At 48.7% G+C, this 26,490-nt stretch carries 29 protein-coding genes and 1 riboswitch; of the genes, 15 read left to right on the forward strand and 14 right to left on the reverse strand.

The window, feature by feature from the left end:
- The first annotated feature begins 84 nt into the window (after positions 1–84).
- The 3 genes from yegD (at position 85) to ACYP03_RS15920 (ending at position 2,687) form a co-directional block, all read left to right on the forward strand.
- Positions 85–1,437, forward strand: coding sequence for a molecular chaperone (gene yegD, locus ACYP03_RS15910; protein ID WP_330960190.1), 1,353 nt, complete (start codon positions 85–87; stop codon positions 1,435–1,437).
- A 179-nt stretch (positions 1,438–1,616) separates the two neighbouring features.
- Positions 1,617–1,925: a hypothetical protein gene (locus ACYP03_RS15915; RefSeq protein WP_248142106.1), complete on the forward strand. Its 309-nt coding sequence runs from the start codon at positions 1,617–1,619 to the stop codon at positions 1,923–1,925.
- A 318-nt stretch (positions 1,926–2,243) separates the two neighbouring features.
- Positions 2,244–2,687 (forward strand): YtoQ family protein, encoded by a 444-nt coding sequence (locus ACYP03_RS15920; RefSeq protein ID WP_459780939.1) that lies wholly within the window; start codon positions 2,244–2,246, stop codon positions 2,685–2,687.
- A 62-nt stretch (positions 2,688–2,749) separates the two neighbouring features.
- Here ACYP03_RS15920 and ACYP03_RS15925 read toward each other — a convergent pair whose 3' ends face one another.
- Positions 2,750–3,157 (reverse strand): VOC family protein, encoded by a 408-nt coding sequence (locus ACYP03_RS15925; protein ID WP_459780941.1) that lies wholly within the window; start codon positions 3,155–3,157, stop codon positions 2,750–2,752.
- A 106-nt stretch (positions 3,158–3,263) separates the two neighbouring features.
- On the opposite strand from ACYP03_RS15925, the gene ACYP03_RS15930 reads away from it, so the two are divergent.
- From ACYP03_RS15930 to ACYP03_RS15950, 5 genes are all read left to right on the forward strand, one after another.
- Positions 3,264–3,563 carry a putative quinol monooxygenase gene (locus tag ACYP03_RS15930; protein WP_248142103.1) on the forward strand — a complete coding sequence of 100 codons (300 nt, stop codon included), beginning with the start codon at positions 3,264–3,266 and terminating at the stop codon, positions 3,561–3,563.
- 231 nt (positions 3,564–3,794) lie between these two features.
- Complete coding sequence (locus ACYP03_RS15935; protein WP_459780944.1) at positions 3,795–4,313, forward strand: hypothetical protein; 519 nt, start codon at positions 3,795–3,797, stop codon at positions 4,311–4,313.
- A gap of 96 nt (positions 4,314–4,409) precedes the next feature.
- Positions 4,410–4,772, forward strand: a complete 363-nt coding sequence (locus tag ACYP03_RS15940) for a hypothetical protein (protein ID WP_459780945.1) — start codon at positions 4,410–4,412, stop codon at positions 4,770–4,772.
- 239 nt (positions 4,773–5,011) lie between these two features.
- Positions 5,012–5,719 (forward strand): L,D-transpeptidase family protein, encoded by a 708-nt coding sequence (locus ACYP03_RS15945; RefSeq protein ID WP_248142100.1) that lies wholly within the window; start codon positions 5,012–5,014, stop codon positions 5,717–5,719.
- A gap of 131 nt (positions 5,720–5,850) precedes the next feature.
- On the forward strand, positions 5,851–6,930 hold the full coding sequence (locus ACYP03_RS15950; RefSeq protein WP_248143298.1) for a threonine aldolase family protein: 1,080 nt from the start codon (positions 5,851–5,853) through the stop codon (positions 6,928–6,930).
- Positions 6,931–6,981: 51 nt separating this feature from the next.
- Here the strand turns inward: ACYP03_RS15950 and ACYP03_RS15955 are convergent, their stop codons facing one another.
- From ACYP03_RS15955 to ACYP03_RS15965, 3 genes are all read right to left on the reverse strand, one after another.
- Positions 6,982–7,995 carry an adenosine deaminase gene (locus tag ACYP03_RS15955; RefSeq protein ID WP_459780946.1) on the reverse strand — a complete coding sequence of 338 codons (1,014 nt, stop codon included), beginning with the start codon at positions 7,993–7,995 and terminating at the stop codon, positions 6,982–6,984.
- Between the two features lie 105 nt (positions 7,996–8,100).
- Positions 8,101–8,200: riboswitch (purine riboswitch) on the reverse strand.
- A gap of 34 nt (positions 8,201–8,234) precedes the next feature.
- The gene (locus ACYP03_RS15960) at positions 8,235–8,732 is read right to left on the reverse strand and encodes a GNAT family N-acetyltransferase (protein WP_248142098.1); all 498 of its coding nucleotides are present in this window, start codon (positions 8,730–8,732) and stop codon (positions 8,235–8,237) included.
- A 163-nt stretch (positions 8,733–8,895) separates the two neighbouring features.
- Entirely contained in the window at positions 8,896–9,789 is an 894-nt protein-coding gene (locus tag ACYP03_RS15965; protein WP_459781072.1) for a LysR family transcriptional regulator, read from the reverse strand.
- A gap of 107 nt (positions 9,790–9,896) precedes the next feature.
- Here ACYP03_RS15965 and ACYP03_RS15970 point away from each other — a divergent pair, with 107 nt between their 5' ends.
- Entirely contained in the window at positions 9,897–11,114 is a 1,218-nt protein-coding gene (locus ACYP03_RS15970) for an MFS transporter (protein ID WP_459780948.1), read from the forward strand.
- 130 nt (positions 11,115–11,244) lie between these two features.
- On the opposite strand, the gene ACYP03_RS15975 is transcribed toward ACYP03_RS15970, so the two are convergent.
- The 4 genes from ACYP03_RS15975 to ACYP03_RS15990 all read right to left on the reverse strand — a co-directional run bounded on the left by ACYP03_RS15975 (position 11,245) and on the right by ACYP03_RS15990 (position 14,017).
- Positions 11,245–11,517 (reverse strand): hypothetical protein, encoded by a 273-nt coding sequence (locus ACYP03_RS15975; protein ID WP_459780949.1) that lies wholly within the window; start codon positions 11,515–11,517, stop codon positions 11,245–11,247.
- Positions 11,518–11,761: 244 nt separating this feature from the next.
- The gene (locus ACYP03_RS15980) at positions 11,762–12,565 is read right to left on the reverse strand and encodes an AraC family transcriptional regulator (RefSeq protein ID WP_459780954.1); all 804 of its coding nucleotides are present in this window, start codon (positions 12,563–12,565) and stop codon (positions 11,762–11,764) included.
- Between the two features lie 15 nt (positions 12,566–12,580).
- Entirely contained in the window at positions 12,581–13,042 is a 462-nt protein-coding gene (locus ACYP03_RS15985) for a carboxymuconolactone decarboxylase family protein (protein ID WP_459780956.1), read from the reverse strand.
- An 81-nt stretch (positions 13,043–13,123) separates the two neighbouring features.
- Positions 13,124–14,017, reverse strand: coding sequence for a LysR family transcriptional regulator (locus ACYP03_RS15990; RefSeq protein ID WP_459780958.1), 894 nt, complete (start codon positions 14,015–14,017; stop codon positions 13,124–13,126).
- A 140-nt stretch (positions 14,018–14,157) separates the two neighbouring features.
- Here ACYP03_RS15990 and ACYP03_RS15995 point away from each other — a divergent pair, with 140 nt between their 5' ends.
- Positions 14,158–15,513 (forward strand): MATE family efflux transporter, encoded by a 1,356-nt coding sequence (locus ACYP03_RS15995; protein WP_459780960.1) that lies wholly within the window; start codon positions 14,158–14,160, stop codon positions 15,511–15,513.
- Positions 15,514–15,569: 56 nt separating this feature from the next.
- Here the strand turns inward: ACYP03_RS15995 and ACYP03_RS16000 are convergent, their stop codons facing one another.
- Complete coding sequence (locus ACYP03_RS16000) at positions 15,570–16,454, reverse strand: alpha/beta hydrolase (protein WP_459780962.1); 885 nt, start codon at positions 16,452–16,454, stop codon at positions 15,570–15,572.
- 190 nt (positions 16,455–16,644) lie between these two features.
- On the opposite strand from ACYP03_RS16000, the gene ACYP03_RS16005 reads away from it, so the two are divergent.
- Complete coding sequence (locus tag ACYP03_RS16005; RefSeq protein WP_459780964.1) at positions 16,645–17,577, forward strand: hypothetical protein; 933 nt, start codon at positions 16,645–16,647, stop codon at positions 17,575–17,577.
- Positions 17,578–17,632: 55 nt separating this feature from the next.
- Here the strand turns inward: ACYP03_RS16005 and ACYP03_RS16010 are convergent, their stop codons facing one another.
- Positions 17,633–17,842, reverse strand: coding sequence for a hypothetical protein (locus tag ACYP03_RS16010; RefSeq protein WP_248142090.1), 210 nt, complete (start codon positions 17,840–17,842; stop codon positions 17,633–17,635).
- 340 nt (positions 17,843–18,182) lie between these two features.
- Positions 18,183–18,395: a transcription antiterminator/RNA stability regulator CspE gene (gene cspE, locus ACYP03_RS16015; protein ID WP_248142089.1), complete on the reverse strand. Its 213-nt coding sequence runs from the start codon at positions 18,393–18,395 to the stop codon at positions 18,183–18,185.
- A 735-nt stretch (positions 18,396–19,130) separates the two neighbouring features.
- On the opposite strand from cspE, the gene ACYP03_RS16020 reads away from it, so the two are divergent.
- The 3 genes from ACYP03_RS16020 (at position 19,131) to ACYP03_RS16030 (ending at position 23,041) form a co-directional block, all read left to right on the forward strand.
- On the forward strand, positions 19,131–20,120 hold the full coding sequence (locus tag ACYP03_RS16020) for a LysR family transcriptional regulator (RefSeq protein ID WP_459780967.1): 990 nt from the start codon (positions 19,131–19,133) through the stop codon (positions 20,118–20,120).
- Positions 20,121–20,193: 73 nt separating this feature from the next.
- The gene (locus tag ACYP03_RS16025; protein WP_459780969.1) at positions 20,194–21,495 is read left to right on the forward strand and encodes a DASH family cryptochrome; all 1,302 of its coding nucleotides are present in this window, start codon (positions 20,194–20,196) and stop codon (positions 21,493–21,495) included.
- Complete coding sequence (locus ACYP03_RS16030; protein WP_459780971.1) at positions 21,482–23,041, forward strand: cryptochrome/photolyase family protein; 1,560 nt, start codon at positions 21,482–21,484, stop codon at positions 23,039–23,041. The genes ACYP03_RS16025 and ACYP03_RS16030 overlap by 14 nt, the downstream gene beginning before the upstream one ends.
- Here ACYP03_RS16030 and ACYP03_RS16035 read toward each other — a convergent pair.
- Entirely contained in the window at positions 23,032–23,952 is a 921-nt protein-coding gene (locus ACYP03_RS16035) for a LysR substrate-binding domain-containing protein (RefSeq protein WP_330960208.1), read from the reverse strand. The genes ACYP03_RS16030 and ACYP03_RS16035 overlap by 10 nt on opposite strands.
- 125 nt (positions 23,953–24,077) lie before the next feature.
- On the opposite strand from ACYP03_RS16035, the gene ACYP03_RS16040 reads away from it, so the two are divergent.
- Positions 24,078–25,022 carry a DMT family transporter gene (locus ACYP03_RS16040; protein WP_459780973.1) on the forward strand — a complete coding sequence of 315 codons (945 nt, stop codon included), beginning with the start codon at positions 24,078–24,080 and terminating at the stop codon, positions 25,020–25,022.
- Positions 25,023–25,087: 65 nt separating this feature from the next.
- On the opposite strand, the gene ACYP03_RS16045 is transcribed toward ACYP03_RS16040, so the two are convergent.
- Both ACYP03_RS16045 and ACYP03_RS16050 read right to left on the reverse strand, forming a co-directional pair.
- Positions 25,088–25,576: a VOC family protein gene (locus ACYP03_RS16045; protein WP_248142083.1), complete on the reverse strand. Its 489-nt coding sequence runs from the start codon at positions 25,574–25,576 to the stop codon at positions 25,088–25,090.
- A 142-nt stretch (positions 25,577–25,718) separates the two neighbouring features.
- Positions 25,719–26,465, reverse strand: a complete 747-nt coding sequence (locus ACYP03_RS16050) for a metallophosphoesterase family protein (RefSeq protein ID WP_248142082.1) — start codon at positions 26,463–26,465, stop codon at positions 25,719–25,721.
- Positions 26,466–26,490: the final 25 nt, after the last annotated feature.

Genomic DNA, 26,490 nt, shown 5'->3' on the forward strand with positions numbered 1-26,490 from the left:
CTGCGCCTTGCTGCGCTCCCTTTTGCTTGTCACCGCCGGTAAATCACGTAGACTGTCCGGCTTTTCAATTGTCAGGAGGGAGTTATGTATATCGGATTTGACTACGGCACAGCAAACTGCGCTGTTGCCATCATGGAGAATGGTCAGCCCCAGCTACTTCCTTTGGAAGGCAACCGCTTTTACATCCCTTCGACCCTCGCAGCACCGACACGTGATGCGGTCAGCGAAGCGTTGTTTCGTCATTATGACATCAAACCAGCCAGCCAGACCGGTGAACAGTTACTTCGTCGAGCCATTGCTGCAAATAAAGAAGACGACATTGTCGTAGATGCACAGGCATTACAATTTGGCCAGCAGGCACTGGACAGTTATCTTGCTGATCCGGACGAAGTCTATTACGTCAAATCCCCGAAGTCTTTCCTTGGCGCTTCCGGTCTGGTCGATATCCAGCTCAGCCTGTTCGAAGATTTAGTCTGCGCCATGATGGCGAACATCAAGCGCCAGAGTGAAATGCAGATTCAGGCCCCGATCACTCAGGCCGTGATTGGTCGTCCGATTAACTTCCAGGGGACCGGTGGCGAAAAAGCCAACGAACAGGCCGAGAATATTCTGAAACGCGCAGCTACCCGTGCGGGTTTCAAAGAGATCGAGTTTCAGTTTGAGCCGGTTGCTGCCGGATTAGAATATGAAAGCCAGCTGGAAAAAGACACCACAGTGCTCGTGGTTGATATCGGCGGCGGGACAACAGACTGCTCCGTTCTGCAGATGGGCCCGGGCTGGCTGAGCAAAACTGACCGTTCAGCCGGACTACTGGCGCACAGTGGCAGCCGCGTCGGCGGAAACGATCTGGACATTGCCCTCGCCTTTGAGCACATCATGCCGCAGCTGGGCAAAAACACGGTTAGTCAGCGAGGCCTCGCGGCACCAGTCAGCCAGTTCTGGAATCCTGTTGCCATTAACAATGTCGCCGCACAAAGTGACTTTTATGCCAGCAGCAACCTGGCAGTTTTGCAGCAATTGGTCAGAGACTCTGCTGAACCGGACGTACTGAAACGTTTATTGCAGGTGTATCACCATTCCCTCGGCCATCAGTTGGTCCGCGAAGCGGAACTGATGAAGATAGCGCTGTCCGATCGCGCAAGCGCCGGTGCGCAGCTGAAAATTGGTCAGGAGACACTCCCGCTTCACTGTACGGACACTGAGCTGGCAGAAGCCGTCAGCAGCAATGCAGAGAAAATCAGTTTACTGATTCATGAAGCGCTCATTCAGGCACAATGTGCCCCGGAAGTGATTTTCATGACAGGCGGTAGTGCCCGTTCACCGATCTTACGCCAATTAATCGAGCAGCGCTTACCCGGAGTGCCGATTGTTGTCGGCGATTACTTTGGCTCAGTCACCGCAGGCCTGACCCGATGGGCCGAACGTTGTTTCAGATAAAAGAGATTTGAATCAAGCACCACAAAATAATCACAGAAACGCATTACAACTGTTTCTCATGTGCAATGTGTTTCTGTACAATCCCTGCCTTGAATTTGATTCGAACTCACTTTTATTAAGGAAATATCGTCATGATAAAAAAGATAAATCAAAAGATTGTCTGTGCGGCAGCCTTACTGATGACACCATTTGTGTCTGCAAACAGCGACTTTGGCCCTGTCAAAGTGGAAAGTGTCACTGTTCATGACTCAAATATGATCATTGTGAAAATCGCACCTGATGGCGTAAAACGACATACTGAACAGTGCGACAAAGACAGAGAAAGACTCTTAGTCATTAACAAAGAATCTCCCTATGAAAAAGAGATGTTTTCGCTCGCATTAACCGCAAAGGCTTCCGGAAAATCGATTACTGGCTGGGTCAACGGCTGCCACGAATTCTGGAATTATAAAGCTCCTAAACTGACTGTGATCACCCTGGTGGACTGATCAACCGATCGGATGAAACTTGCGACTTTTCTTCTTTGCCCGGGAAATTCGCAAGTTTATATAACACTTCAAAACACCAGCCCCATTTTCATGCCCGTCGGGACAATGCTTCAACTCTCATCCATGAACCCGAAATATCTGGCTCAAATTGATCCGGCCCGGCCATTTCATGAATCCGGCATCTCCGGTCCTGACGTATTGACAGGCACAGACACCTGAGGCTGCATTGCTTCCGACAAGCCCGCGTGCGAAAATTCAAAAGTTGTGTACAATAAACCATGAAATTATCAACAAAGACAATAAATGGAAGGTGATGTCATGACGTGGAATGTCTATCTCTCAGGTGAAATTCATACCGACTGGCGTGAACAAATTATTCAGGGCTGTCAGGCCAGAGACCTGAAAATTGTGTTTACTTCAGCTGTGACCGATCACGACAGCAGTGATGCGGCGGGCGATGTTCTGGGCAAAGAAAACAACGGATTCTGGCGTGATCATCAGTCGGCAAAGGTGAATGCAATCCGAATTCAGAATCTGATCAAACAGTGCGATCTCGCCATCATTCGTTTTGGTGAGCAATACAAGCAGTGGAATGCAGCCTTTGATGCAGGTTTCTGTGCTGCGCTGAATAAACCTTACATTACGCTTCACAGTGAAGATATTGTTCACCCGCTGAAAGAAGTCGATGCCAGTGCCAATGCCTGGGCGACCTCTCCGGCACAAGTGGTTGAGATCCTGGACTACCTGCTGACTCAGAAGTAAACGACTGAAACCAGCTGAGCAACGCGCGCAGTACCACATGCGTTGCTCAACTCAGACACTGTTTAACGCAAGCGTTGTCCGGAAACAGCCGGGTGATACAAGGGTTGCACCACATTCCCGGCAGGATCGGTACAATGGAAACTGCGTGCCCCATCGCTGTGATCATGCGGACGGTCAAGTAATGGTACGCCTTGTGATTTCAGAAATTCATACCACGCTTGCAGCTCTTCTTTGCTGTCCACAATGAAGCCAAAATGATCCAGCGACTGATTTTGGTTGTCCTGGTTTTCATGTGCTCTGCTCAATGACAGATTGTCATTTCCGCAACTCAGGTAAATTAGGTGTTCATTGGCTTTTCTGAGTACTTCCATACCCATTATTTCTGTATAAAACCGAACACATTCCTCAAACGGGTGTACTGCCAGCGCTAAATGTCTGAGTCCGTTCAATGGTTTGGGACGCCGAGCCATACAAGATTACTCCGCGTGCAAAAAAGACAACTATTGTATACAATACATCGCAATTCAGCTCAATCCCTGGCTGAAAAATGATTCACTGAAAAGGAAGACAGTTATTATGTTTTGTATCGTCGTGAAGAATGTTGTGAAGGCAGGCTACAGCGAGCAATACCTCTCCATCATGAAAGAAAATGCGACAGCATCGGTAGAGAATGAAGAAGGCTGCCTGGTGTTTGATGTAATGGTCTCTCAAGAGAACGATCATTGTTTTTATCTTTATGAGATCTATACCAGCGAGGCTGCGCTGGCAGTCCACAAACAAACTTCACATTATCTGGAAAGCCGAAAACACTTAGCCGACCTGATTAAAGATCAGTCTGTACTTCGCTGTGATGTCGTTCAACGAAATCCTCAATAACATTTTAATATTGAAAATCGGGCAGACAGACATTCACCTCTCTGCCCTTTGCTTTCTCCAAATGACGCGACGACCATTCAGTACAATGTTTTACATACATCCATCCGGTCAATATACAAATGGTCAAATTCACGTAGAATAGATAGCTTCTGCCACGATGTGCTGCCTTTGTTTTTTTGCCAGGCAAGCACAGCGAAAGGGACATTGATATTGCACAACGATGGAAAACCGGTGAACTCAAATCACAACACTAAGTATCGCGGCATTTTGAAGGCCATCGCGCCCGTCATCATTGTCTTTCTGCTTTTGATGGCTGCCGTCCAGTTCATTATGCTCCGATCTGTACCGGAATCCACAGTACAGACGGGCGAACAACTCTCACAAAGCACACTGAATACATTAATCAGCCACTATATTATTTCCGGTGAAGATCAGATTGAATACTTTTACTCTTACGGAACAAGGTCTGTCTTAGAGGGTGGTACGATTCTGACAGATCATCTACTGATACATTACAATCAATCTGAAAATCAGAAATTATCTGTCATTGAAATGCCCTTTGATGAGATAGCCTCTGTCAAACCAATACAGTATAAAAATATCCGGAATGCCCGAATTTATCGGGTCAGTGCGATCGAAGCGGGTGTTTGGTTTAATATCGTCTTATCAACAAAAAATAAGGGCGATGAACTTTTTATTCAGGCGTTAAAAAACAAATTAACTCAGAGTCAGATGAAGACCTGGATATAAAAAATTCATCTCATGACAATTAACAACAGCTTGAAATCAACCGCCTTATAAAATGTTCAAACAATTTGTCTTGATTCCCATACATAAGGACAGTCAATGCCGTACATGAAACCTCTGAGAAATCTCTCTTTTGCGCTGACCTCCGTGCTGTTCATGAATGCTTCAGCTTTTGCCGGCTGCGGTGAAATAGAAGCTCAATGCCTGATCATCAGCAGTGAGTCAACAGCCCCGGCATCCTGCTCTATTACTGTCTGCGCGAATGCCATTGAGTATATCAGCAACTGGTCTGTCAGCGATGGTTCTACCCTGTCACACACTTCGAGCGAAGAGAAAGACACAATTACAATCAATGGAAAACTTGGCTTAAAAATTCCCTACGATATCCTGAAAGAGAATCTGACCTGCTACGGCACTACCGACATGAGCCAGGTCTTTTGCGCTAAGGATGTTTCCCTGTAAGTCACGCTGAATAATTTTTATTGGTTTATCAACCAGTTCACAGAATATATTCAATTGAAAGACCTGATGACAATATTCAGGGAACGTCATCAGGTCTCTGTAATCACATCAAAAAAGTGCATATCCGGATCATATAATTTGTCGATCTGTGGCAAAAATTAACAAAGCGCAGAAGACAACGATGACATCTAAATCTTATTATGTAATTACTTTACAGGGATATAATATGCAATACTGATATGTTTATTTTAAAATACTTAAAACAATTCATACCTTTACTCACAGTATTTACAACTTTTTGTGCTCACAGCCAATTTGTTTCGACAACAAATGGACAGCGCACCGTTGATGATGTTTTAGCAGTGTACGGCCATCTTTCAGAGCAACGACTGAAATACCGGTTTAAAAAAGCAAATGTCGCCTATCCACCTGAAAAAATCGCTCTTCTTGGTCTGAAAGAAGAAAAAAAACTCGAGCTTTGGGCCATAGATAAGCAGGGCAACCATCACTTTGTATACAGTTACCCTGTCACGGCAGCAAGCGGTAAAGCAGGCCCGAAACTGAAAGAAGGTGACCGCCAGGTCCCGGAAGGCATTTATAAGATTATCGGCCTGAATCCGAACAGTCGTTTTCACCTGTCCATGAAACTCAACTATCCGAATGATTTCGACAGAAAATACGCAGATCTTGAAGGCCGTACCCGCCCGGGCAACAATATTTTCATTCATGGTAAGGCTGCATCGATCGGATGCCTCGCCATTGGTGACAGCGCGATTGAAGAACTCTTTACCCTGGTTGGTAAAATCGGCCATCAAAATGCCGAAGTCGTCATCGCGCCACATGACCCGAGAAAAGCACCGATTCGTCCTGTTTCGAACCATTCTCCGGTGTGGATATCAGAGCTCTATGCATCCATTGAGAGTGAGTTTTCCCGATTCGTGTACTAACTTTTGTTCCTCAATCAGGTAAATAAGCGGCTTCAGCTCAAAAATTTAATCCATAATTTTGCCAGCCTTGGAAGATAACCATAATATTTCCAGCTCAATCAAGGGAATAAAACCTATCTTTCAAGGAGTTTCTGGGCATGGATTTACGCTCACAATGCACGGTCTTCATCCCGGGCAATCGCACGGTTTCACCAGCAGAGATGTTTCAGAACATGGCAGACTGGTGCAAAGAGCATCACATTGATCACGATATCTATGGTCAGGGTGAATTTTTACAAAGCTTTGAAACCAAAATCGCATCTTTGCTTGGGTTTGAAGCTGGCCTCTTCGTTGTGACCGGCACGATGACACAGCCGACAGCACTGCGGATAGCCTGTACTGCAAAAAGAAATCCTGTGGTTGCGATGCATCCGTCCAGCCATATTTACCTGCACGAAGGCCAGAATTATCAGCTTCAAGACTGGTTCAGCATCCTGCCTGTCGGTCACCCTTATCAGCCCTGGACACTCGACGATCTGACCGCCTGGCCGGATGACATTGCAGCTGTGCTGTATGAACTTCCGATGCGCGAGATTGGCGGCCAGCTGCCTTCATGGGAAGCGCTGAACGACATCAAATCGCACTGCCGTGAAAAAGGAATTCATCTGCATCTGGATGGTGCGCGGCTCTGGGAGACGAAAGCCGGCTATGGCCGTGATTATCAGGAAATCACTGCCGGGTTTGATTCAGCTTATGTCTCGCTCTACAAAGGCGTTGCCGGTTTAGGCGGAGCCATGCTGCTCGGCAGCAAGGACTTCATTGAGAAAGCCAGAGTTTGGACACAACGTCAGGGCGGAAATGTTGTCCATCGAACGCCTTACGCCGTGTCAGCCGCGATGCAGTTTGACCAGCGGCTGGCACAAATGCCGGCACTGTTTGAACGCACTCAGCAGCTCTACCGCATCTTGAGTGAATATCGGCAATTCACCCCGAATCCTGCCGCACCACAGGCCAATATGCTGCATCTTTATCTTCCGGTCAGTGCCGAAAAAGCGACCCTCATTCGTGACAATTTCGCACAGGAAGACAAAGTCTGGCTGGGTAACCCACAGCAAGCAGCCCTGCCTGATCAGTCATACATCGAATGGTATATCGGCGATAACCTGCTGAATTTGGATGACAACCGCCTGAGAGCAATTCTGACAAAACTGGCAAATCTGGTTTGTGCTTAACAACCTTGCTGATGAAAGAGCCGCAGATACCGCGGCTCTTTTGTCATTTCGTTAAGACATCTGAAAACGCGCCAGATAATCTAATGTCAGCTGTGTCAGCCGTTGTTTTTCTGCGTCACTGATAAAACTCGCCATAATGGCGTTCAGCGTGAACTGAGCAATTTCTTCACAGTTCATCGGGTGCGCTTCTGCGACAGCATGAAAGTTATCCGTCATGTAGCCACCAAAATAAGCCGGATCATCCGAGTTAATCGTGACGCACATCTCTTTTCGCAACAAATCAACGATATTGTGAGCGTCCATCTCCTCGAAGACTTTCAGCTTCAGATTAGAGAGCGGACAAACAGTTAATGGCACCTGCTCCAGAATCAACCGTTTCATGAGTTCCGGGTCTTCGGTACAGCGCACCCCATGATCGATCCGGGTTACTCCCAGCAAATCCAGCGTTTTAGTGATATTTTCAGAGGGACCTTCTTCCCCGGCATGCGCTACCGTCAGAAAACCGGCCTGTAAAGCACGCTGAAAAACATCTTTGAATTTTTCCGGCGGATTCCCCTGTTCAGAAGAGTCCAGCCCAACGCCGATAATCTTGTCTCGATGAGCCATCGCCTGTTCCAGGGTCTCAAAGGCAGATGCCTGATCCAGATGACGCAGAAAGCACATGATCAGCAAACTGGAAATGCCCAGTGCTTCCCTGCCCTTTTCCAGCGCACGGTGAATCCCGTTCACAACAGTTTCAAAAGCAATACCGCGATCGGTATGTGTTTGCGGATCAAAGAAAATTTCCGTGTGGACAACGTTGTCTGCTTGACAGCGCAACAAATACGCCCAGGTCAGATCATAAAAATCCTGCTCATGGATCAGAACATTGGCGCCCTGATAGTAGATATCCAAAAACGATTGCAGGTTATGGAACTGGTACGCAGCCCGGACTTCCTCCGGAGAGCGGAAAGGAATCGCGATCTGATTCCGTGCAGCCAGCTCAAACATCAGTTCTGGTTCCAGTGAACCTTCAATGTGCAGGTGCAGTTCGACTTTTGGCAGTCCGGCAATAAATTGATTCATAAGGTGCTCTTCATCGGGTTCTCAATACGTTGATTAGGATGATGAACAGCTTTTCTGAATTGATGGAGATAAGAGAGGCTCTGATCACGACAAAGAGAAAAGCGATTCATCGGCTTTACTCTTCGTAATCAGAATTTTACGGATTCTGGTAGAGACCCCCACACCCTATTAGCGGGGTTATACGAAGCTGGTGACTTCCGCTTGCAGGCAGGTCCGTCACCACAACGCGCACAACTTTCTCATACCTTGTGCCAGCTTGCAAGCCGGGCCATCATATACAAATCGGCGTAATTGCCTGATTTGAAAGTCGCCAGCTTCTTTTCCCCTTCCAGCGCAAACCCAAATTTCCGGTGCAATGCAATGGCAGGGGCGTTGTCAGTATTCACGTCCAGTTCCAGCCGCAGAATATTCAGCCAGTTATCAGAAAGATCGATTGCTTCGGCCATGAGCATTGATCCCACCCCTTTGCCGTGAAACTCCGGATGAACCGCGATCACGATACCGGCAATGTGCTTTTCTTTCGGCTTGTTCCGGGTCACCAAAGTCACGTGCCCCACAGCCCGGCCATCTAAATCAGCAACCAGAGTGATCAGTTCAGGAGACGCAAATATCGCCTGAACTCTTTTACTGCCCAAATGCATGAACTGAGAAGTATTTTCCAGCACCGTTGAAAAAGAATAGATATCACACAGGCTATCCATATCTTTTTCTTCCATATGGCGGATTGTGATTGCCATACCGAACTCCTGACTAAGTCATTCATATCAAGATAATTTTTCTGAGGTCATTGTTCTACCATAGCCCCCCGGCCAGGGCTACTGACAAGCAGGGGATTTGTTGAGTTGTGCCAAGGAATCGCAAAAACCAACAGCACAACGAAGACTGTGCACGGATGAAGATTCACAACTTCAGATACGAGTCGAGGTGCGTCAGAAATGCATGAATTTTGTGGGGCAGATGCTTTCTCCCGGCGTAAAAAGCATACAGCACCAGATCCTCGGGCTCCGCTTCCAGCGTGATTTTCTCAAGCAGCCCGGCCTCAAGAGCACCGCGACAACCCACCTCAGCCAGAATGGCGAAGCCTAACCCTGCTAACGCAGCTTTTGTGGCGATGTTGCCGCTGTTGGCTTTAAACGAAGAAGTTACCGGAATCGTCTGAGAACGGCCTTTGCTCCCCTTAAATATCCAGGGCATACCGTTTAACGCCGTCAGACTGGTAATACAGGGCATCTGACGCAATTCATTTACCGTGGCAGGCACTCCACAGCGTGCAATCAAATCCGGGGAGCCCACAATGCAACTCGCCCAGCGCGATACCTCTTTCGCCACCCAGCCGCTGTCATCCAGTGCCCCCCGGTGAAAACTCAGCACCAGATCGAAGCCATCCAGCAAATCTTCTTTCGGATTTAAGCTGGTTTCGCAGCAAATACTGACTTGCGGATAGGCCTGGCTGAAGGTGACAAGAACCTCTGCCAGTTCTGGCAAGTCGGGCATCAGGATCTTCAACTGCCCGGCGACCCTTTGCGAATGCTGGCTGATATCTTCCAGCGCATCATTCAAAGCAGTCATCAGTGGTGACGTCGAGGCAAACAGCTGATGACCCGCTTCTGTCGGACTCATACGCCGGGTGGTTCGCTGCAGTAAACGGGTACCCATTTTCTCCTCGAGCTGAACCACATGACGGCTCACATTGGATGTCGGAAGGCCGAGCATTTCTGCTGCCTGTTTAAAGCTGTTGCAGGTGTAAACCGCATGAAAGCTTCGCAACCACTGAATCTCAATCTCTTCAATCACAATTAAAGCAAATTTTGGGATGATTAAACCAATAAAACCCAATTTATCCCGCAAATGTAATTTATACAATGTTCATTTTTGACACTGAATGAATACAGAGCGAGACGATGACCATTCAACATCAAGCCCCAAACCACACTTCAAGCCGGGAAATATTCCTTGCTTACTTGATTCATTTTTTCATGGCACTGGATTTACTCATCATTGTACCCTTCAGCGCTTATATCACTGCCGCCAGCCATGTCTCTGCCGCACAGGCAGGATACCTGTCTGCCAGCTATGCGATTGCAGCAACCCTGACGAGTCTGTGCATACGGGGAACCCAACATCAGCTCCGGGAAAAAAATCGGCTTCTCATTTGTCTGACCGGTCTGGCCATCGCGACTTTCTGCCTGCCCTTGTTAGCGCATTTCCATGCCATCCTGGCAGCAAGAGCCATTGCAGGAATCTTTGGCGGGGCGCTGGCTGTGATCAACCTGAATTACTTAAGCCTGACCACACCCGCCGAACAGCGCAAACGGTCAATTGCCATGCTGATGAGTACCTTCCCGCTGGCACTAACCCTGGGTGTCCCGGGCTTACTGTGGGTATCCGGGGAAGAAAACTGGCCACTCAGCTTTTACCTTCTTGGGGGTGCTTTCAGCCTGTGTGCACTGCTTGTTCTGCTCACAAACCCGAACCGGGTCAGCCAACCAGATACTGCACCACCCCGTCCCGCAGATCTCATTCCCCGCTTCTCAGCAGACCGTTCACTGATCATGCGCCTCGGTTTCATCATCTTTCTGACTGTATTCAGTACATTCACTATATCGACGCAATTTCCAGTCATGCTGGTGATCAATCAGCAGCTTCCCGATAACCTGCTCAGTCTGAGCTATGTCTTCGGGGGTGCCGGATCTTTTCTGGTGATTCAATGGTATGGCAGGAGTCATGACCGCCTGTCCGATTTCCGGCTGATCAACAGATTGTCAGCACTCATGGTGGTCACAGCGCTGACAGGTTTTCTCACACATCAGATGATGCTGGCACTCGCGTCATTTGCGTGTTTCATGATTGTCAGTTCAGCGAGAACACTGATCGTCATGACATCAATTTTCACAAATTTAGTCCCCGGATTGCGTTCAACAATGGCAGGAATTCAAAATGCGATTCAACATATTGCGGTCGGTTTAGGCGGAGCAGTCAGTAGCCTCTTCATTCATTCCAATCAACCCGATCAATTAAATTTTTCAAGTCTGCTACTGGTATTTACTTTAATGACTTGTATGGTGCCGTTTTGTTGGAAACTCAAAAATATAAAATCGATTTATAAAACAGAAACATGAACATGAACATGAACATGAACATGAACATGAACCTCTTGTCTGTATCACTGACCTGATATTCAAGAAATCACTTGAAATATATTTTTAAAATCGAATAAGGCAGCCAGGCTGCCTTTATCTTTCGCAACAATTAACCAGATATATCTTTGGAAATCGTAAACGTGACGGTATCACCCGGCGTCGCGTAAGGCTTATTTTTTGGATCACCTCCGACCCAGCGACCGCCCTCCTGAACCTGAGCAACAATACTGAGAGCGTTGAAATTGCCTGTTTTCAACTCACCACTTTTCCCAGGTTCGAGCCACAGCGTATCAAACGGAATAAAATTATCGCCGGCATTAAAATTACTAAACAGCACACGGGTATCTGAGTCGTTCACGATTTTAATGGTGTCAGCTGCCATCGGGTTATTCCTCATATGTGATCAAATAAACTTGATACAGCATTACGAAAATAGTTTACCATTTTATTTTTATCCACAAAAAAAATGACAATCGCTTAAAAAATCCGACTTAATCATGCTTCGTTAACATATTAACGAGGCTACAATGTAATTTATTAATTTTAAAGGGGAATAAAAGTCACACCAAAGTTAATGCTTTTATTTCAAAACATTAAAACAGGACTTTCAATTTAAAATAATGATGCTATCTATTCTGATGCATATCACGCCGATATCTTCCAGGTCTTTCACGGAGAGTCTGCTTGACACGCAAACTATATTTTTTGGGGGTAATTTTTGCGATTTTCGAAAACTCACGGGTCATATGTGCCTGATCAGCAAAGCCCTGCTCAAAGGCAAGATCAGCTAAGGGCATGTCTGGCGCAGATTTGATTTGTTCGAGCGCTTCTTTCACTCGCATGATGCGCTGATAATGTTTTGGAGTTATGCCCATCCACTTCTGAAAATGGCGCTCTATCTGGCGTGTTCCCACGGGCAGAGGCTGACCTGTGCCGCTGGATTGTACGGCACTGACGATATCGAGCGTGGTCTGATGGGTGAGTTTCTCAAATTCAAAGGTTCGCTTGATCCAGCGATACACGGTGGCAATCCGGGCAGAGTGGTTGCTGCACTGGCTCAATTGTTGTTGTAAGACCTGCAATACAAGAAAATCATCTGAGCCTTGTTCGATCGTGACTGGCGTATCAAAACGTTTGCCCAGCAAGCTGTAACCCATGGCGGGATGAAAACGGATTCCGGCCAACACCGCTCCGGGTGGCATCGTGACCTGCTGTGCTTCCTTACTGACGGGTAGCAACACAACTCCGGCCGGGTGCCAATGGCCGCCGAAGCTGACCTCGCACCCCAGATTAAACAGGATGCCGCTGCCGGCATCGCTGAACAGCAGTTTTTCGACCACTGCAGGCTGATCGGATGGTACGGAAACAGACCATATTCCCTGAACATGGTCTGTCAGTAAGCCCTGAGGTTTGAAGATTCTGAAATCCATCAAACAGTATGTATCCTATTTCGGCTGGTAAATGCCGACTTTCGGTTTGAAGGCTTTTACCATTCTGTTCCAGCTATTAATGGCATTAATTGCCACGGTTAAATCTACCATAGCCAAATCACCGAAAGTGTCCAGTACCTGATGATAAAGTTCATCAGACACCGGCTGGCAGGCGGTCAGTTGTTCTGCAAACGCCAGTGCGACTTTTTCCTGTGCGGTATACAGAGGCATATCCCACCAGGCACTTAAGCCATAAATTCTTTCAGGTTTTTCCCCGAGTTTTAACGCATCTTTACTGTGCATATCGATACAATAAGCACACTGATTGATCTGTGATACACGCAGTTTCACCAGCTCCCAGATGGTCATGGACATCGTGGAAGACTCGCGAAATTGCTGATGAAAATAGCTTTCCTGTTGTAACAGGATTTCCATTGCCTGAGGCGCAGCGTTGAAGTAACTCAGTCGGTTTGTCATGTGATATCTCCTTAATGAACTTGCAGTCTGAAGATAACCACTATGAAACGGGTTTTATTGAATATTTCCGACACCAGCCATTCAAGCTTCTTTTTCCTCAGTAAACAGTTGCTGTGATTCTGCCAGTAACCATTCCAGTACAGCGTTCCATGCCGTATCTCGCCGCTTAATCGCAGACAAGATGAAATCCTGCTGGTAGGGCAGATTTTCCGTCGACAGCGTTTTCACTTCATACCATTCAGCTGTCGCAACATGCTCCGGCACAAAAGCCCAGCCAATCCCCTGCATAACCAGAGACGATATCAGGTAGAAACTGTCAACATGCCAGTAACTGGGCGAGATCGGTTTGCCAAGTGCCTGCCCCAGCCGGTCACGGATCACGAGCTGGCGATATTCAATCAGCTGGCTTTCCGTCGGAGCCGGAACAGCTGCCAGCGGGAGATTCTCAGACACAATCAGCGCCTGTCCGGTGCGGGCAATCGCATAGCGTTCCAGGGAATCGGGCAGAACGTGGTCCTGCAGAACAAAACCAATGTCCGCTTTTTCCTCATCGATCCAACTGGCGATATCTTCCTGTGAACCGTTCAGCAAGGTGACACTCAGGTGCGGAAACCTGTCTGCCAACCGGGCATACAGCATCTCAAAGTTTTCAATCGGCACGGCTTCATCCATGGCAATGGCAAGTTGCACAGGGTTGGCCGATGCAACCGATAAAGCCCGCGACTGAAGGCGCTGGCACTGAGTTAACACCGAAACGGCATCATTCAGGACTTCCCGGCCATCTTCAGTGAGCACGGGAAATTTACCGGAACGGTCGAAGAGCAAGAAACCCAGATCAGCTTCCAGATTTGCAATTGCGGTACTGACCCGTGACTGCGCTTTGCCCAGCTGTCGTGCCGTGGCTGTAAATGATCCGCATCGGGCTGCGGTCACAAAGGCTTCCAGCTGGTCCAGATTCCAGGTAATACGTGACATAAGCCCTCTTGCGTCATCCATTTATCATTCTCTCTCACACTGATTATCCATCCGAAAAACGGATAGTATCCAACTTCGTTCCATCCTGATTCTGACAGAGAATGCACGGTAACACCAAGATGCTTCGCAGAGAGAATACAATGGAAGCTATGAAACAAACCGAGTCCATCGGCAGGATTTTCTGCCGGTTCACTATTCCGGCAATCATGGCGATGCTTGTCAACGGCCTTTACCAGATTGTGGACGGAATATTTGTCGGACATTACCTGGGGCAGGATGGCCTGACCGCAATAAACACCGCCTGGCCGGTGATCAGCATTTTTATCGGTACCGGCCTCATGATCGGAATGGGAGCCGGCAGTCTGATTTCAAATTACCGGGGAATGCGTGACACAACACAAGCAAGAGCGGCACTGGGAAATGCGATATTGCTTGTGGTCCTGACCGGACTGGCGGTATCCGCACTGCTTCAAGTCGTTGGCTCGCAATTACTGGTACTGCAGGGTGCGGCTGACCAGGCAGGCGAATTCGCCACCAGCTACTTACAAGTGTTCATCGGATGCTCAGTCTTGGCCGTGGGTGCCAGCGCCGCTCCTTTTCTGGTCAGAAATGATGATTCGCCGAAGTTTGCCACCAGCCTCATGGTCTTCGGAGCCCTCATGAATACGGTGCTGGACTATGTTTTCATCGGTAAACTGGGCTGGGGACTGAGAGGCGCGGCTGTCGCAACGGTCATGGCACAGGGAACAGTGGCACTGCTGGCCTTGAGCTATTTCCTGAGCCGGTATTCGGAGCTGGGATTGTCTTTCAGAGCATTTCAGATAAACCGGCGCAAACTTCTTGAGATTTTGACGCTGGGTTCATCCTGTCTGGTGATGTATCTCTATACCGGGATGATGGTGGCCCTGCATAACCGGCTGTTCATGGAATATGGTTCTGCGACCAGTGTGGCCGCATATGCCATTGTCGGCTACCTGATGACACTGTACTACCTGCTGGCAGAGGGGATCTCTGAAGGCATGCAGCCACCGGTCAGTTACTTTCATGGCGAAAGAGCACATCATAAAGTTCGTCAGACGGTTTGGCTGGCCTGCAAAGTCACAACAGTCATTGGTATCAGCTGGATCGCGTTGCTGAACCTGTATCCGCAAGCCGTGATTGGCTGGTTCAACGGGAACAATACATCGCTGATCAGTGAAGCACACAAGGGGATCCGGTTACACCTGTTCAGCCTGTTTCTGGATGGTCTGATCGTCATCAGCACCGTGTATTTTATGTCGGTTGGCCGCGGCGGGATGGCTTTCGCGATTTCGCTCGGAAATATGCTGGTACAGTTGCCGTTTCTCTGGCTGTTACCCAAATGGCTGGGTCTGGAAGGTGTCTGGCTGGCGATGCCGCTGTCCAATATTGTTCTGGCCGTTTTTGCACTGGGTGCAATGTGGAAATCACTGTCCCGCGCCTCAGATCAGCAGCATCTTGCGTCCGCCATCCCCTGATACCTATGGTTTCGGGCAACTTTCAGCTTGCCCGTTCGATTTCCGGAAATTGTCGTCTACTGAACTGAAGCCAGTGTGTCAGGCTCGCAAGCCTGCGCCTGAGCACTGAGCTTCGGCCAGTGATCCAGCAGACACACCAGATGAGCCCGCCAGACTTCATCATCCCATACTGCAATATGCCCCTGCTCCTGAGATAACCAGAGTTGTTTCGGTTCATGCGCCATTTGATACAGGGTTTTGGCATGACTGGCACTGATCACCGGATCGTTTTCACTGTGCACAATTAACACAGGTACATGCTGGATACGTGCCATTGAACGCTCCGGGGCATAGGTGTCCGTAATAAACCAGCTCAGCGGATATTGAAACAGATAGGTCAGCCAGAAACTGCCCAGTTTTTCCCGCACAATTTTCTGATGAGAACTGAAAGCACTGTCAATAATCAGCCCCTGAGGACGTTTATCCTCTGGCAGGTCGGCGACCATATTGACGGCAATGGATGCACCAAGACTCTGCCCCCATACAATGACAGGACTGTTGTCCTGATGTTCATTCAGTAACGCCTGATAACCCGCCAGCGCATCCTGCTGAACCGACGCAAAATCAGGATCACCTGCAGTTCGTCCATAACCGCGGTAATCAATGATTACCACTTCCCAGCCTTTGTCGACCAGCCAGAACACATTGGCAACGTGATAGCTCAGGTTCTGCGCATTCCCGTGGAGGAAATAAATTATCCCTCTTTTTTTGCCCTTCACCGGGAGCCGCCAGGCATGGATTAAGGTGCCGTCTTCTGCGGTGAAAAACCGATCTTCTTTTGTAAATTTCAGCACTTCCGGGGAAGGAACGAATTGCCTTGAAGGCCAGAAAAATAAGCTTTCACAGCCAGCAATGCCCATCATCACGAGCACACAGAAAAGTACAGTGATCAATTTTTTCATGGGCACTACCTTTCATAGAGTGTTATCTGAAAGTGTAGATGTCATTCAATCCCTGACAAGCGTTGCCCGGCCATCATGACCGAAACGCACTGAAATGCGGGTGCTATGCTTACTCCAATCCTTTGTATTCGATTGACATGGGTCCGGACTTCCACACCAGATGATTCAATCTATATTCAGGGCAAGCCGAGTGAAAAAAGACTATCACGATCGACGGAAATATCATTTCAGTCTGGCTGTTCTCATATTGCTTGGCATCACCATCGCTGGTCATGCCAAAGCAGCACCACCGAAGATTAACGTGCAGGTCAATTACGTTTACACCACCCAATTCGGATTCGGGCAGTATTCTATCGGCGGGCTGGATGCGGAAGTTTACTCACTGCCACTGACGTTTTCCTTTGATGATGTCTTTCAGAGCGCCACGTTAGACTTGTTCATCCCCGTCATCTACGGACACTACCGGTTCAGAATCAACGGTGACTTTCAGGGCAACTTGGTCTCGGCCAGTGCAGACAGCGAAAGTCTGGCAGTACAACCCATGCTGATGCTGAAAATTCCGCTGAGTGAAACCTTCCAGATTTCGCCGCTGATTGCCTGGGGGCCGGGCAAAAACTTCGGGGCTGATGGTCAAATCATTGTGGATGGTGAAAAATACGCTGTCGATCTGAATGAGGCATGGTTTTATACCTATCAGCTCGGCGTTTCTGGCTTATTCCGTCATCATTCAGGCGGTTATGAGTTGCTTTACGGTATGGCGTTTATCTGGGCTGGGAATGGCAATTTGGGGAACGGGAATCGCAATCAATCTGAAGCCTATGGGACCCTTTACACTGGCGCAGAAGTCCGTCATCCGATCCGTGCGCATCTTGGCAACATTCCGCTGAATGCAGGCGTTTTCGTCATTTATCACAACTTCACGCCGAGCCTGAAGTTTACACGCCCGGGACGGGGAAATTTAAGCGTGCAACAGATCATGGAACTCGGTGTTTCTCTGGGGAGTACTGCTTCAGGCAATCTGCCCTATGTGAGGGACTTTCTTGATGACTTTCGTATCGGTTTGAGTTACCAGACGAACCAGAACTTTCACGGTATACGCTTGAACTTTGGTTTTCCGTTTTGACGCAGCTCTTTTGACTCAGATCTACAGACGTCCTGTATTCCGGGTCTGTTGACCATCAGACGCAGACACTAAAGCGCCCGATGATCTCATTCTCGCTGTTCAGAATATTTCCGGTATTCGAATTTTCACAGTAAGAAAAATCCAGCTCCCGGTGTGCCATCTTCCCTTTCACCTGCACATGGCGGCGCAGCGCATCACCGGTCAGCTGATGAAGGTGTGAATTCCAGGACACGGCGTCTTCATAAAGCATAAAATTAACAATCACTGAATTGAGGTCCTCTTGTTTGAAAGTTTATTTGAATCATGTTTTGAACGAGTTTGCTGAAACCAGAAACGGTGTCGGCCTGATGAACGAGACATCATATCTCCTTATCTTTTCTTTAATGGCGGCAAAAAATACGGCGTAATAAAGTTCGGGTGTATTTTGAGCGCTGAATCAATTGTGAATAAATATATTGGAAGCGAATGACACAAAGCAGATCAGAGCGAAGTATGTAAAAACGGGAACGAAAGGCGTACAGGGTGTTGTCGGGCTGAAAGGCGTGGGAGTAAATTAAGCGGTTGAGTATCGGCGCAAAAGATAACCCTTTGCGCCGACAGCAAAATTACAGCGCGACTACGTTCGCAGCTTGAGGGCCTTTCTGACCTTGCTCTACGTCAAAAGATACTTTTTGACCTTCAGCCAGAGTCTTGAAGCCTTCAGAAACGATTGCACGGAAGTGAACGAATACGTCTGCACCGCCGTTGTCCTGAGTAATGAAACCGAAACCTTTCTCTTCGTTAAACCACTTTACCAGACCAGTTGATTTGTTAGACATGTTATGTCCCCTTTAATTAAATGAATTCAAAATATGGATCGCAATGATGCGATGCGCTGAAGATCTGAATTATTGAATGTCACAATGAAGCTAAGGGAAACACTAAGATTAACAACGGTAACGAAGAAATACTGAGGTTTAACTTTGACTTGAAGTTGCATTACTAAATTTGAGCGACAGAGCAAGACGAATCATACGCGAGTGGCCCCCTTTGTAAAGCTTTATTTTAGACACCACTGAAAATAACCAGCAAAAATACAATTCAGAATATAAATCATGGTCCACTTATTTCATATAAATGATAATTATCAATCATATACACGAGAATGCACTGGCCCATCTTCCTTGAACACGTACGGTTCAACCATCGCTTCTTCACTGGCTTTTCATCGCAAGCACCCTGTTTTTTCTCAATCACTGAATACCAAATATACAAACAAACGCTGCCTGTAAACGGCCAGTGCGCTTATCTGTCACAATTTTCTGGCACATTTTCCTGACGTACTCACCTGTCACACTCACCGCCCAGACACGAAAGTACGCCACCAGCCATCACAGAACGAGACAAAACACATGACTGGCAATGATGATATGCGGAACCCTGTGCAACGCAGAACGGGTACCAAGATTCACTGAAATTACCTATAGTTATGTCAGTAAAGCCTGTACCAATTGAGCCAGGCGTCAAAAATAATTCATAAAAACGGATTGATTGACAGATAAATAGCGACGAGCATGGATAAGTCATTTGCGCTGCTGCATTACTTTCAGGCTGTTGCCGAGTACAACAGTTTTTCACGGGCTGCCAACAAGCTGAATCTAGCTCAGTCGACTCTCCGCGCCCAAGTAAAACTGCTGGAAAATCAGCTGGGCTGTCCGCTGTTTATCCATGAAAACAAACACCATTTCCGGCTCAGCCGGGAAGGTGTCAAGCTGCTGGCAGAGTGCCAGACCCGTCTGAACGGACTTCGCAACGGTATGATATCGCTGAGCCAGACGGAAAACCTTTCCGGCCCGGTTTATCTGGCCTGCTCTGCCGCATTAGGTCATCAGGTCGTCCTGCCGGTGATAGACCAACTGATGGAAACCTACCCGCGACTGGTCATCAATCTGGTTGAACCCAGCCGGGACAAGGCGTTCATTGATGATGAGCTGGATATTGCCCTGATTTTTGACCGGCCGGATCCGGCCTGCTATTCCCTGCGTGTGGCCGATATTGAGAAGATGATTGTTGCCAGCTGGGGCTATCTGGCACGATACGGCACACCAAACTCACTGGCCGATCTGGCACATCACCGCTTGCTGATCCAATCACAGGGGAAAATGGACTGGCCGAATATCTTTGCTCAGCAAAGTAAATTTCAGTTGCCGGAGCGAAGCCAGTACTTCGATAACAACCTGACGAAACTCCACGCCGCACAGCGAGGAATGGGGATTGCGGTGTTGCCCAGTTATCTCTGTGCCGCAGCCACTGAACTCATCCCTGTTTTACGCCACGATGCCATGCGTCTCAGCGAATCGCTGTACATTATGTGCCACAAGAAAAGGGCCAGTCAGCCTGGCATGGTCGAATTGATCGTAGATCTTGCTGACCAGCTCAGGCAGTCACTTTACGAGACAAGCCTGCCGTCAGATTACTATCTGAACGGCCATGTTGACACTCAGACACTGATGCAGCAAACCCATGATCTGCCAGTCATTGAGCCACATCCTTTCGCAGAGTAATTCACCGGGTGATCTTGGTTTACCTGAATCCCGGCCTACACTTGTGATACATGCTTATTGGTAAAGGCCAGTCATGACCACGGGACTTTTTGTATTCAGCTACGATCTGCGCCTGCATGATAATCCGGCGTTACAACGGATCTCCGAGCAGGTGGACAACCTGCTGTGCCTTTACTGTCTGCCCCGCCAGACCAAGGACAGTTTTCCGGATCATATCAGTCAGTGGGGGGAGCATCGCCGGGAATTTCTGCTGGCGTCGCTGTCCGATCTCAATGCTCAGCTCGCTGAACAGCACCAGCATCAGTTTTTGATGATTCGTGACACGCCTTTAGAAGACACGATTGACAATTTGATTGACCAGTATCCGATCACCATCATCGGTCGAAGTGAACAGGCCGGCTACTACGAAAACCGCAGCTGGGCCTACATTGAGTCGCAATATCCGGATATTACTTTTCTGACAGAGCCAACGCACACGCTGTTCACCCGGAAATTACTGCCATTTCCCCTGAGTGAACTACCGGCCAGTTTCACTCAGTTTCGTCTGATGGTGGAAAATGGCGACTGTCGCCCTGAAGCCGATACCGAACTGCTCCTGCCACCGCCACCGTCTTTACCTGAAGGAGCACCGTTACATCCGGTCAACCTGACGCTTCCCCGAACGTCTTTGTACACAAGCTATACAGACAGCCACCAGTTTATTGGCGGAGAAACTGCTGCACTGGTACATATGAAGCAGTATTTTTCCGGCGATTTACCGGCCCATTACAAAGACACACGAAACGCCCTGGACGGCTGGGAAAACTCCACGAAATTCTCTCCCTGGCTGGCGCTGGGCTGTCTGTCTTCGGTGACTGTGCTGAGATCACTGGCTGAATACCACCAGACAGTCATCCAAAATGAATCGACCGAATGGATCGCTTTCGAGCTGTTATGGCGGGAGTATTTTCAATGGTATGCCCATGCCTACCAGCAGAAACTGTTCTATTACCACGGCATCCGGCAAAAAGGACCGGAAAACCGGCATCACGAAAACCGCTTTCAGCAATGGTGTAAAGGCGAAACCGGTTATCCCATTGTCGATGCCTGTATGCGCCAGCTGAATCATACCGGCTATATGTCAAACCGCGGACGCCAGCTGGTCGCCAGTTGCTTCGCCCATGAACTCGCCCTCGACTGGCGTTACGGTGCCGCCTACTTTGAGCAGCAGTTGATTGATTACGATGTTGCGTCAAACTGGGGCAACTGGCAGTACCTGGCCGGTGTGGGTGCAGACCCGCGTGGCTGGCGCTATTTTGACTTGCAAAAACAGACAGATCTCTATGATCCTGAACGGAAATTCATCCGCCACTGGCTGAACAATGGAAAAACCTGAATACAAGACTTTACGGCTGATCCTGGGCGACCAGCTGAATGCCGCACACTCGTGGTTTCATGCCAAAGAACAGAGTACGTTGTACCTGATCGCCGAACTGCATCAGGAAGCGACCTACACCAAACATCATGTGCAGAAAATTTGTGCCTTTTTCTCAGCAATGAACGCTTTCGCAGACGCGCTGCGCACAGCCGGTTTTCAGGTCTGCCACCTGACACTGGATGACACAAAAAACGATCCTTCCCTGCCGGACTTACTGATCCGGCTGATCAAAGAACACCGGATTGAACGTTTTGAATACCAGCGACCGGATGAATACCGGCTCCTGACTCAGCTCAGAAGCCTGCAGATACCCGATAACGTGACTTGTTACGAAGCCGACACTGAGCACTTTCTGCTGCCGTTTGATGAAATATTTCAGCACTTCGCCAAAGGTCAACATGTGCTGATGGAACACTTTTACCGCATGATGCGAAAGCGTTTCACGATACTGATGGATGGCAACAAGCCCGAGGGCGGCAAGTGGAATTATGACAAAGAGAACCGGCAGAAACTGTCAAAAACAGATCTTTCAGCGATACCTGAACCGCTGATATTTACGAATCCGGTCGGCGATATCCTGAAACGGCTTGAAACCCATCAGATTCCACATTTTGGTCAGGCCACAGAATCCCTGCTCTGGCCGGTGACCCGAAACCAGGCCCGCCAGCTGCTGGACTATTTCTGTCAGCACCAGCTGATTCACTTCGGACAGTTTCAGGATGCCATGACCTGTCAGTCAGCCCACCAGTGGAGCCTCTACCACTCCCGGCTGTCCTTTGCACTCAACGCCAAAATGCTGCACCCGATGCAGGTCATTCAAGCCGCACTGAACCGCTACGATGAGGCAAGAGGCGACATTACCCTGGCTCAGGTCGAAGGGTTTATTCGCCAGATCCTGGGGTGGAGAGAATATGTCCGGGGAATTTACTGGGCGAACATGCCTGACTATGCCACTCTGAATACCCGCTCAGCCGAACGTGAACTGCCGGATTTCTTCTGGACCGGCGAGACAGGCATGGCCTGCCTGAAAGCTGCGATTCAACAGTCCTTGAAATATGCATATGCTCACCACATTCAGCGCCTGATGGTCACCGGGAATTTCTGTCTGCTGACGGAGATGCATCCCGATCAGGTGGATGCCTGGTACCTCGGCATCTATATTGACGCAATCGAATGGGTCGAAATGCCCAACACCAGAGGCATGTCCCAGTTTGCAGATGACGGCATTATCGCAACCAAACCTTATGCGGCAAGCGGGAATTACATCAACAAGATGAGCGATTACTGCCAGTCCTGTCGTTATGACGTCAAACAGAAAACCGGTGACGATGCCTGTCCGCTGAACAGTCTTTACTGGCGTTTTATGGACAAACATCAGCGCACGCTGGCGGTCCATCCACGGATCGGGATGATTTACCGAAGCTGGGATAATCAGACTGACGCTGCACGCCAGGCAGTGCTCGACAGAGCCGAATACTGCCTGACTCATCTGGATCAGCTCTGACTGCCCCTTCTGTCCAGTTCGTCACATTGCTGCTTCAGCCAGCGTCCTAAAGTCACAATGGCGCTCTGTTTCGCCCTTGATTTCTTATAAACAAAATAGAAACTGTCGCCTGTCGGCAGTTCATGCATAGGAATCCGGACAAAGAGCTGCTGGCGATCCAGATCATTCATCAGATAATCATTCAGGAAGGTAATCCCCTGATCATACCGGGCAGCTTCTGCCGCCAGTAACATATGGCTGAATAACTGAAATCTGGCCGACTCCGGCAGCTCAAAGCCCCCCAGCTTGCACCAGCGATGCCAGTCCTCACCATGTCTGGCATTTTTGAATATAGATCGAGTTGTCAGTAACGGATGATCCCAAAGTGCCTCCGGCAACGGCTTATCCCGCATTTGTTGCCACAGCTTGTGGCTGCAGACCGGATACAACTGTTCGTGATACAGCAGTTCAGAAACAAAATTGCTGCGCTTTGGCGGAGATACCGTAATGAAGCAGTCGGCCAGTTCGTCGCTGAAATTCGGATCATTACTGACCATATTGAGCGTCAGTTCAATTTCCGGATGCAACTGACGCAGATTTTCCAGTCTCGGGATCAGCCACTTCACCGCCAGAGAGCTGTAAAGTGCCAGACGGATTTTGCCGCTTTCACCCTCCCGAATCTGCTGGCTGGCTTCTGCAATATCACTCAAAGCATGACTAATCTGTTCATAGTAACGTTCACCCACGGGTGTCAGAGATAACTGCCGCCCCTGACGCTGAAACAACTCCTCACCCAGATAATCTTCCAGTAAACGCACCTGATGACTGACCGCACTCTGCGTCACGCTCAGAAACTCAGCAGCCCGCGAGAAACTGTTCAGGCGGGCTACCGCTTCAAAATAATGGACAGCACGTAAGGGCGGCAACTTCATTATCTAAAAAACTCATACCAAAATAATTTATATCATTATACTTCATCACTTGGGCTGGTTTATGCTTTGGATCACAGTTTCCTGTCGCTTCGACACTCACTCTCAAAACAAAAAAGGAGCAGCGTATGCCTCAAATGTCTGTTGGCTTAGCCATGATTCTGCTGGTTGTCGGCAACCTGATTGCGGTCTGCTCCGATGCAATGATCAAATCCCTGGGTGATGACACAGCCATTTTTCAGTTCGTCTTTTTTCGTCAGCTGACCTCAGTTGCAATTCTGGCTCCGTTTTGTATCGGTACAAAAAAAGCGGACTTCTTTGAAGGCTTTAAATGGCATGCCCTGCGCGGTCATATCTGGCTGCTGGGTATGGTGTTTATGGTGATTTCGATTACCAGTCTGCCTTTAGCAACGGCAAATGCCATCTTCTATGCTGCGCCGCTGATCATGCTGCCTTTGGCAATGATGTTGTTCCAGGAAAAACTGTCCAAATACACTATTGGTGTCGCGGTAATCGGTTTTCTCGGCGTGCTCGTGATTATCCGTCCGACCGAAATCAACTGGGCTGCGATCGCAGCACTGGTTGTGGCCTTCACGCTGGCCTGGAACAACCTGCTGGTTCGCAAGCTGCCGAAACATCAGACCGTCGCGCAGACTCTGCTGCTGACCAATCTGGCTGGTATGCCCGCTGCGCTGGCATTAGCACTGTGGGAAGGTCAACCATGGGATTGGTCGCCGCTGTTGACCGCGGCCGGTTCAAGCACATTTATCATGATTTATGCCGGTGCCTGTGTGTTAGCCTACCGTTCTGCAGAATCGAACAAAATTGCCAGCGCAGAATACAGCGGCCTGATTGGTGCTGTGATTATCGGCATGCTGTGGTTTGACGAAGTGCCGGATATGCCCATGATTCTCGGAACCCTGATGATCATCATGCCACTGGTCTGGCTGGCACAGAAAGAAAAGCGTGCGAAGAAAAAAGCGGCCGCTGGCACTCAAACAGATGCCAGGGTTGCAGAAAGCATGGCATCTGAAGACTTGGTTACAGAAACCATCGAAGAAACCAAAGCCTGATTCCCTTTGTTCAGCGGCAAAGTCGTCACTCCTGTCGGCCTTGCCGCTTTTTTTCAATACGATCTTCACTCGCCATGAAAAGCGCGTTCCAAAGCTTTTACATCCAGCTTCGTCATCGTCAGAAAACACTGAGTCAGACGGGCCAGCTTTTCTGGATCCCCGCTGCGCATCATTTCGTTCATCACTTTTGGCACCACCTGCCAGGATAAACCAAACTTATCCTTCAGCCAGCCACATTGCCCTGCTTCACCACCATCTGCTGATAAGGCAGACCAATATCGGTCCACTTCTTCCTGATCATCACACGAAATAACAAAAGAGATGGATTCATTGAAAGTAAACATTGGCCCGGCACTGATTGCCATAAATGGCTGGCCGAACAGCTCAAAATTCACAATATCAACCGTACCTGAAGGTGTGTCATGAATCTGGCTGATATGAATAACGCGCGAGTTCTCAAATGTTTGCGTATAAAATTTTGCCGCTTCAATTGCCGCTTGATCAAACCAGAGATGAGGAACAATTTTCGCTGAGCTGACTGATAGCGCTGCCATCTTCGCCTCCGGAAATTCAGACATGCCTGTGTGATTTTTTGATACAGGCCAAGTGTAGTCGAAGATCGCGGATTCAATCCGAAAGTGACGTTTCCGACACCAGGTGTCTGCTATGGCTCAGTCCTGAACTTTAGTATTTCGTTCAGCATCTGCCCGTTTTCAGATAATGCGCCCAGTCTTCACGGCCATTAGATTTCGCGGCCTGAACCGCACTTTGCACATCATAATCGACCCGATGAAATGAGATATCCCACTGCCCCTGAATCCCCTCTTCAATCAGCACATATGAAGCCTGCGGCGTGTAATTCTGCATTGCATGCGGTAGCGGCCATTCATCCTGATAAGCCTGTAAACCCACGCTGCCGGGATTCACAACCGTCTGCCCGCTGGACAAACGTACATTGCGGGGCAAATGTGTGTGCCCGCACAGAATGATCGGGGCCTGAACCCCGTCAAGACATGCCAAAATCTCATCATCCCTTTTGACCTGCGGATACCCTGAACTGATGTCTTCCAGCAGATACATTAAATCATTGTCCGGTGCACCATGGCAGGCATAGATATCATCTGTTATCAGCACATCAGAAGGCAGTTGTCGCATCCATTGCAGGGGAACGTCACCCAGGTCTTCAAGAATAAACTGCAGCGTTGGGTTTGAGGCGACATCATCTTTGGTTGACTGATATATCTGTCTGTCCTGATTACCGGAAATGGTCAGCGCATTCAGGGTCTGCAAGCGCTCATAAGTCGCACGAGGTGCGATCGGGCCGTACAGAATATCTCCCAGATTGACCAAACGTGTTGCTCCCTTCCAGATAGCATCTTCAACAACCGCATCCAGTGCAAAAACGTTGCTGTGAATATCTGACAATATCGCGTATTTTTCCATGCCGCGCCCCTTACATTTCAGTTCA

Source organism: Photobacterium sp. R1 (assembly GCF_054600795.1).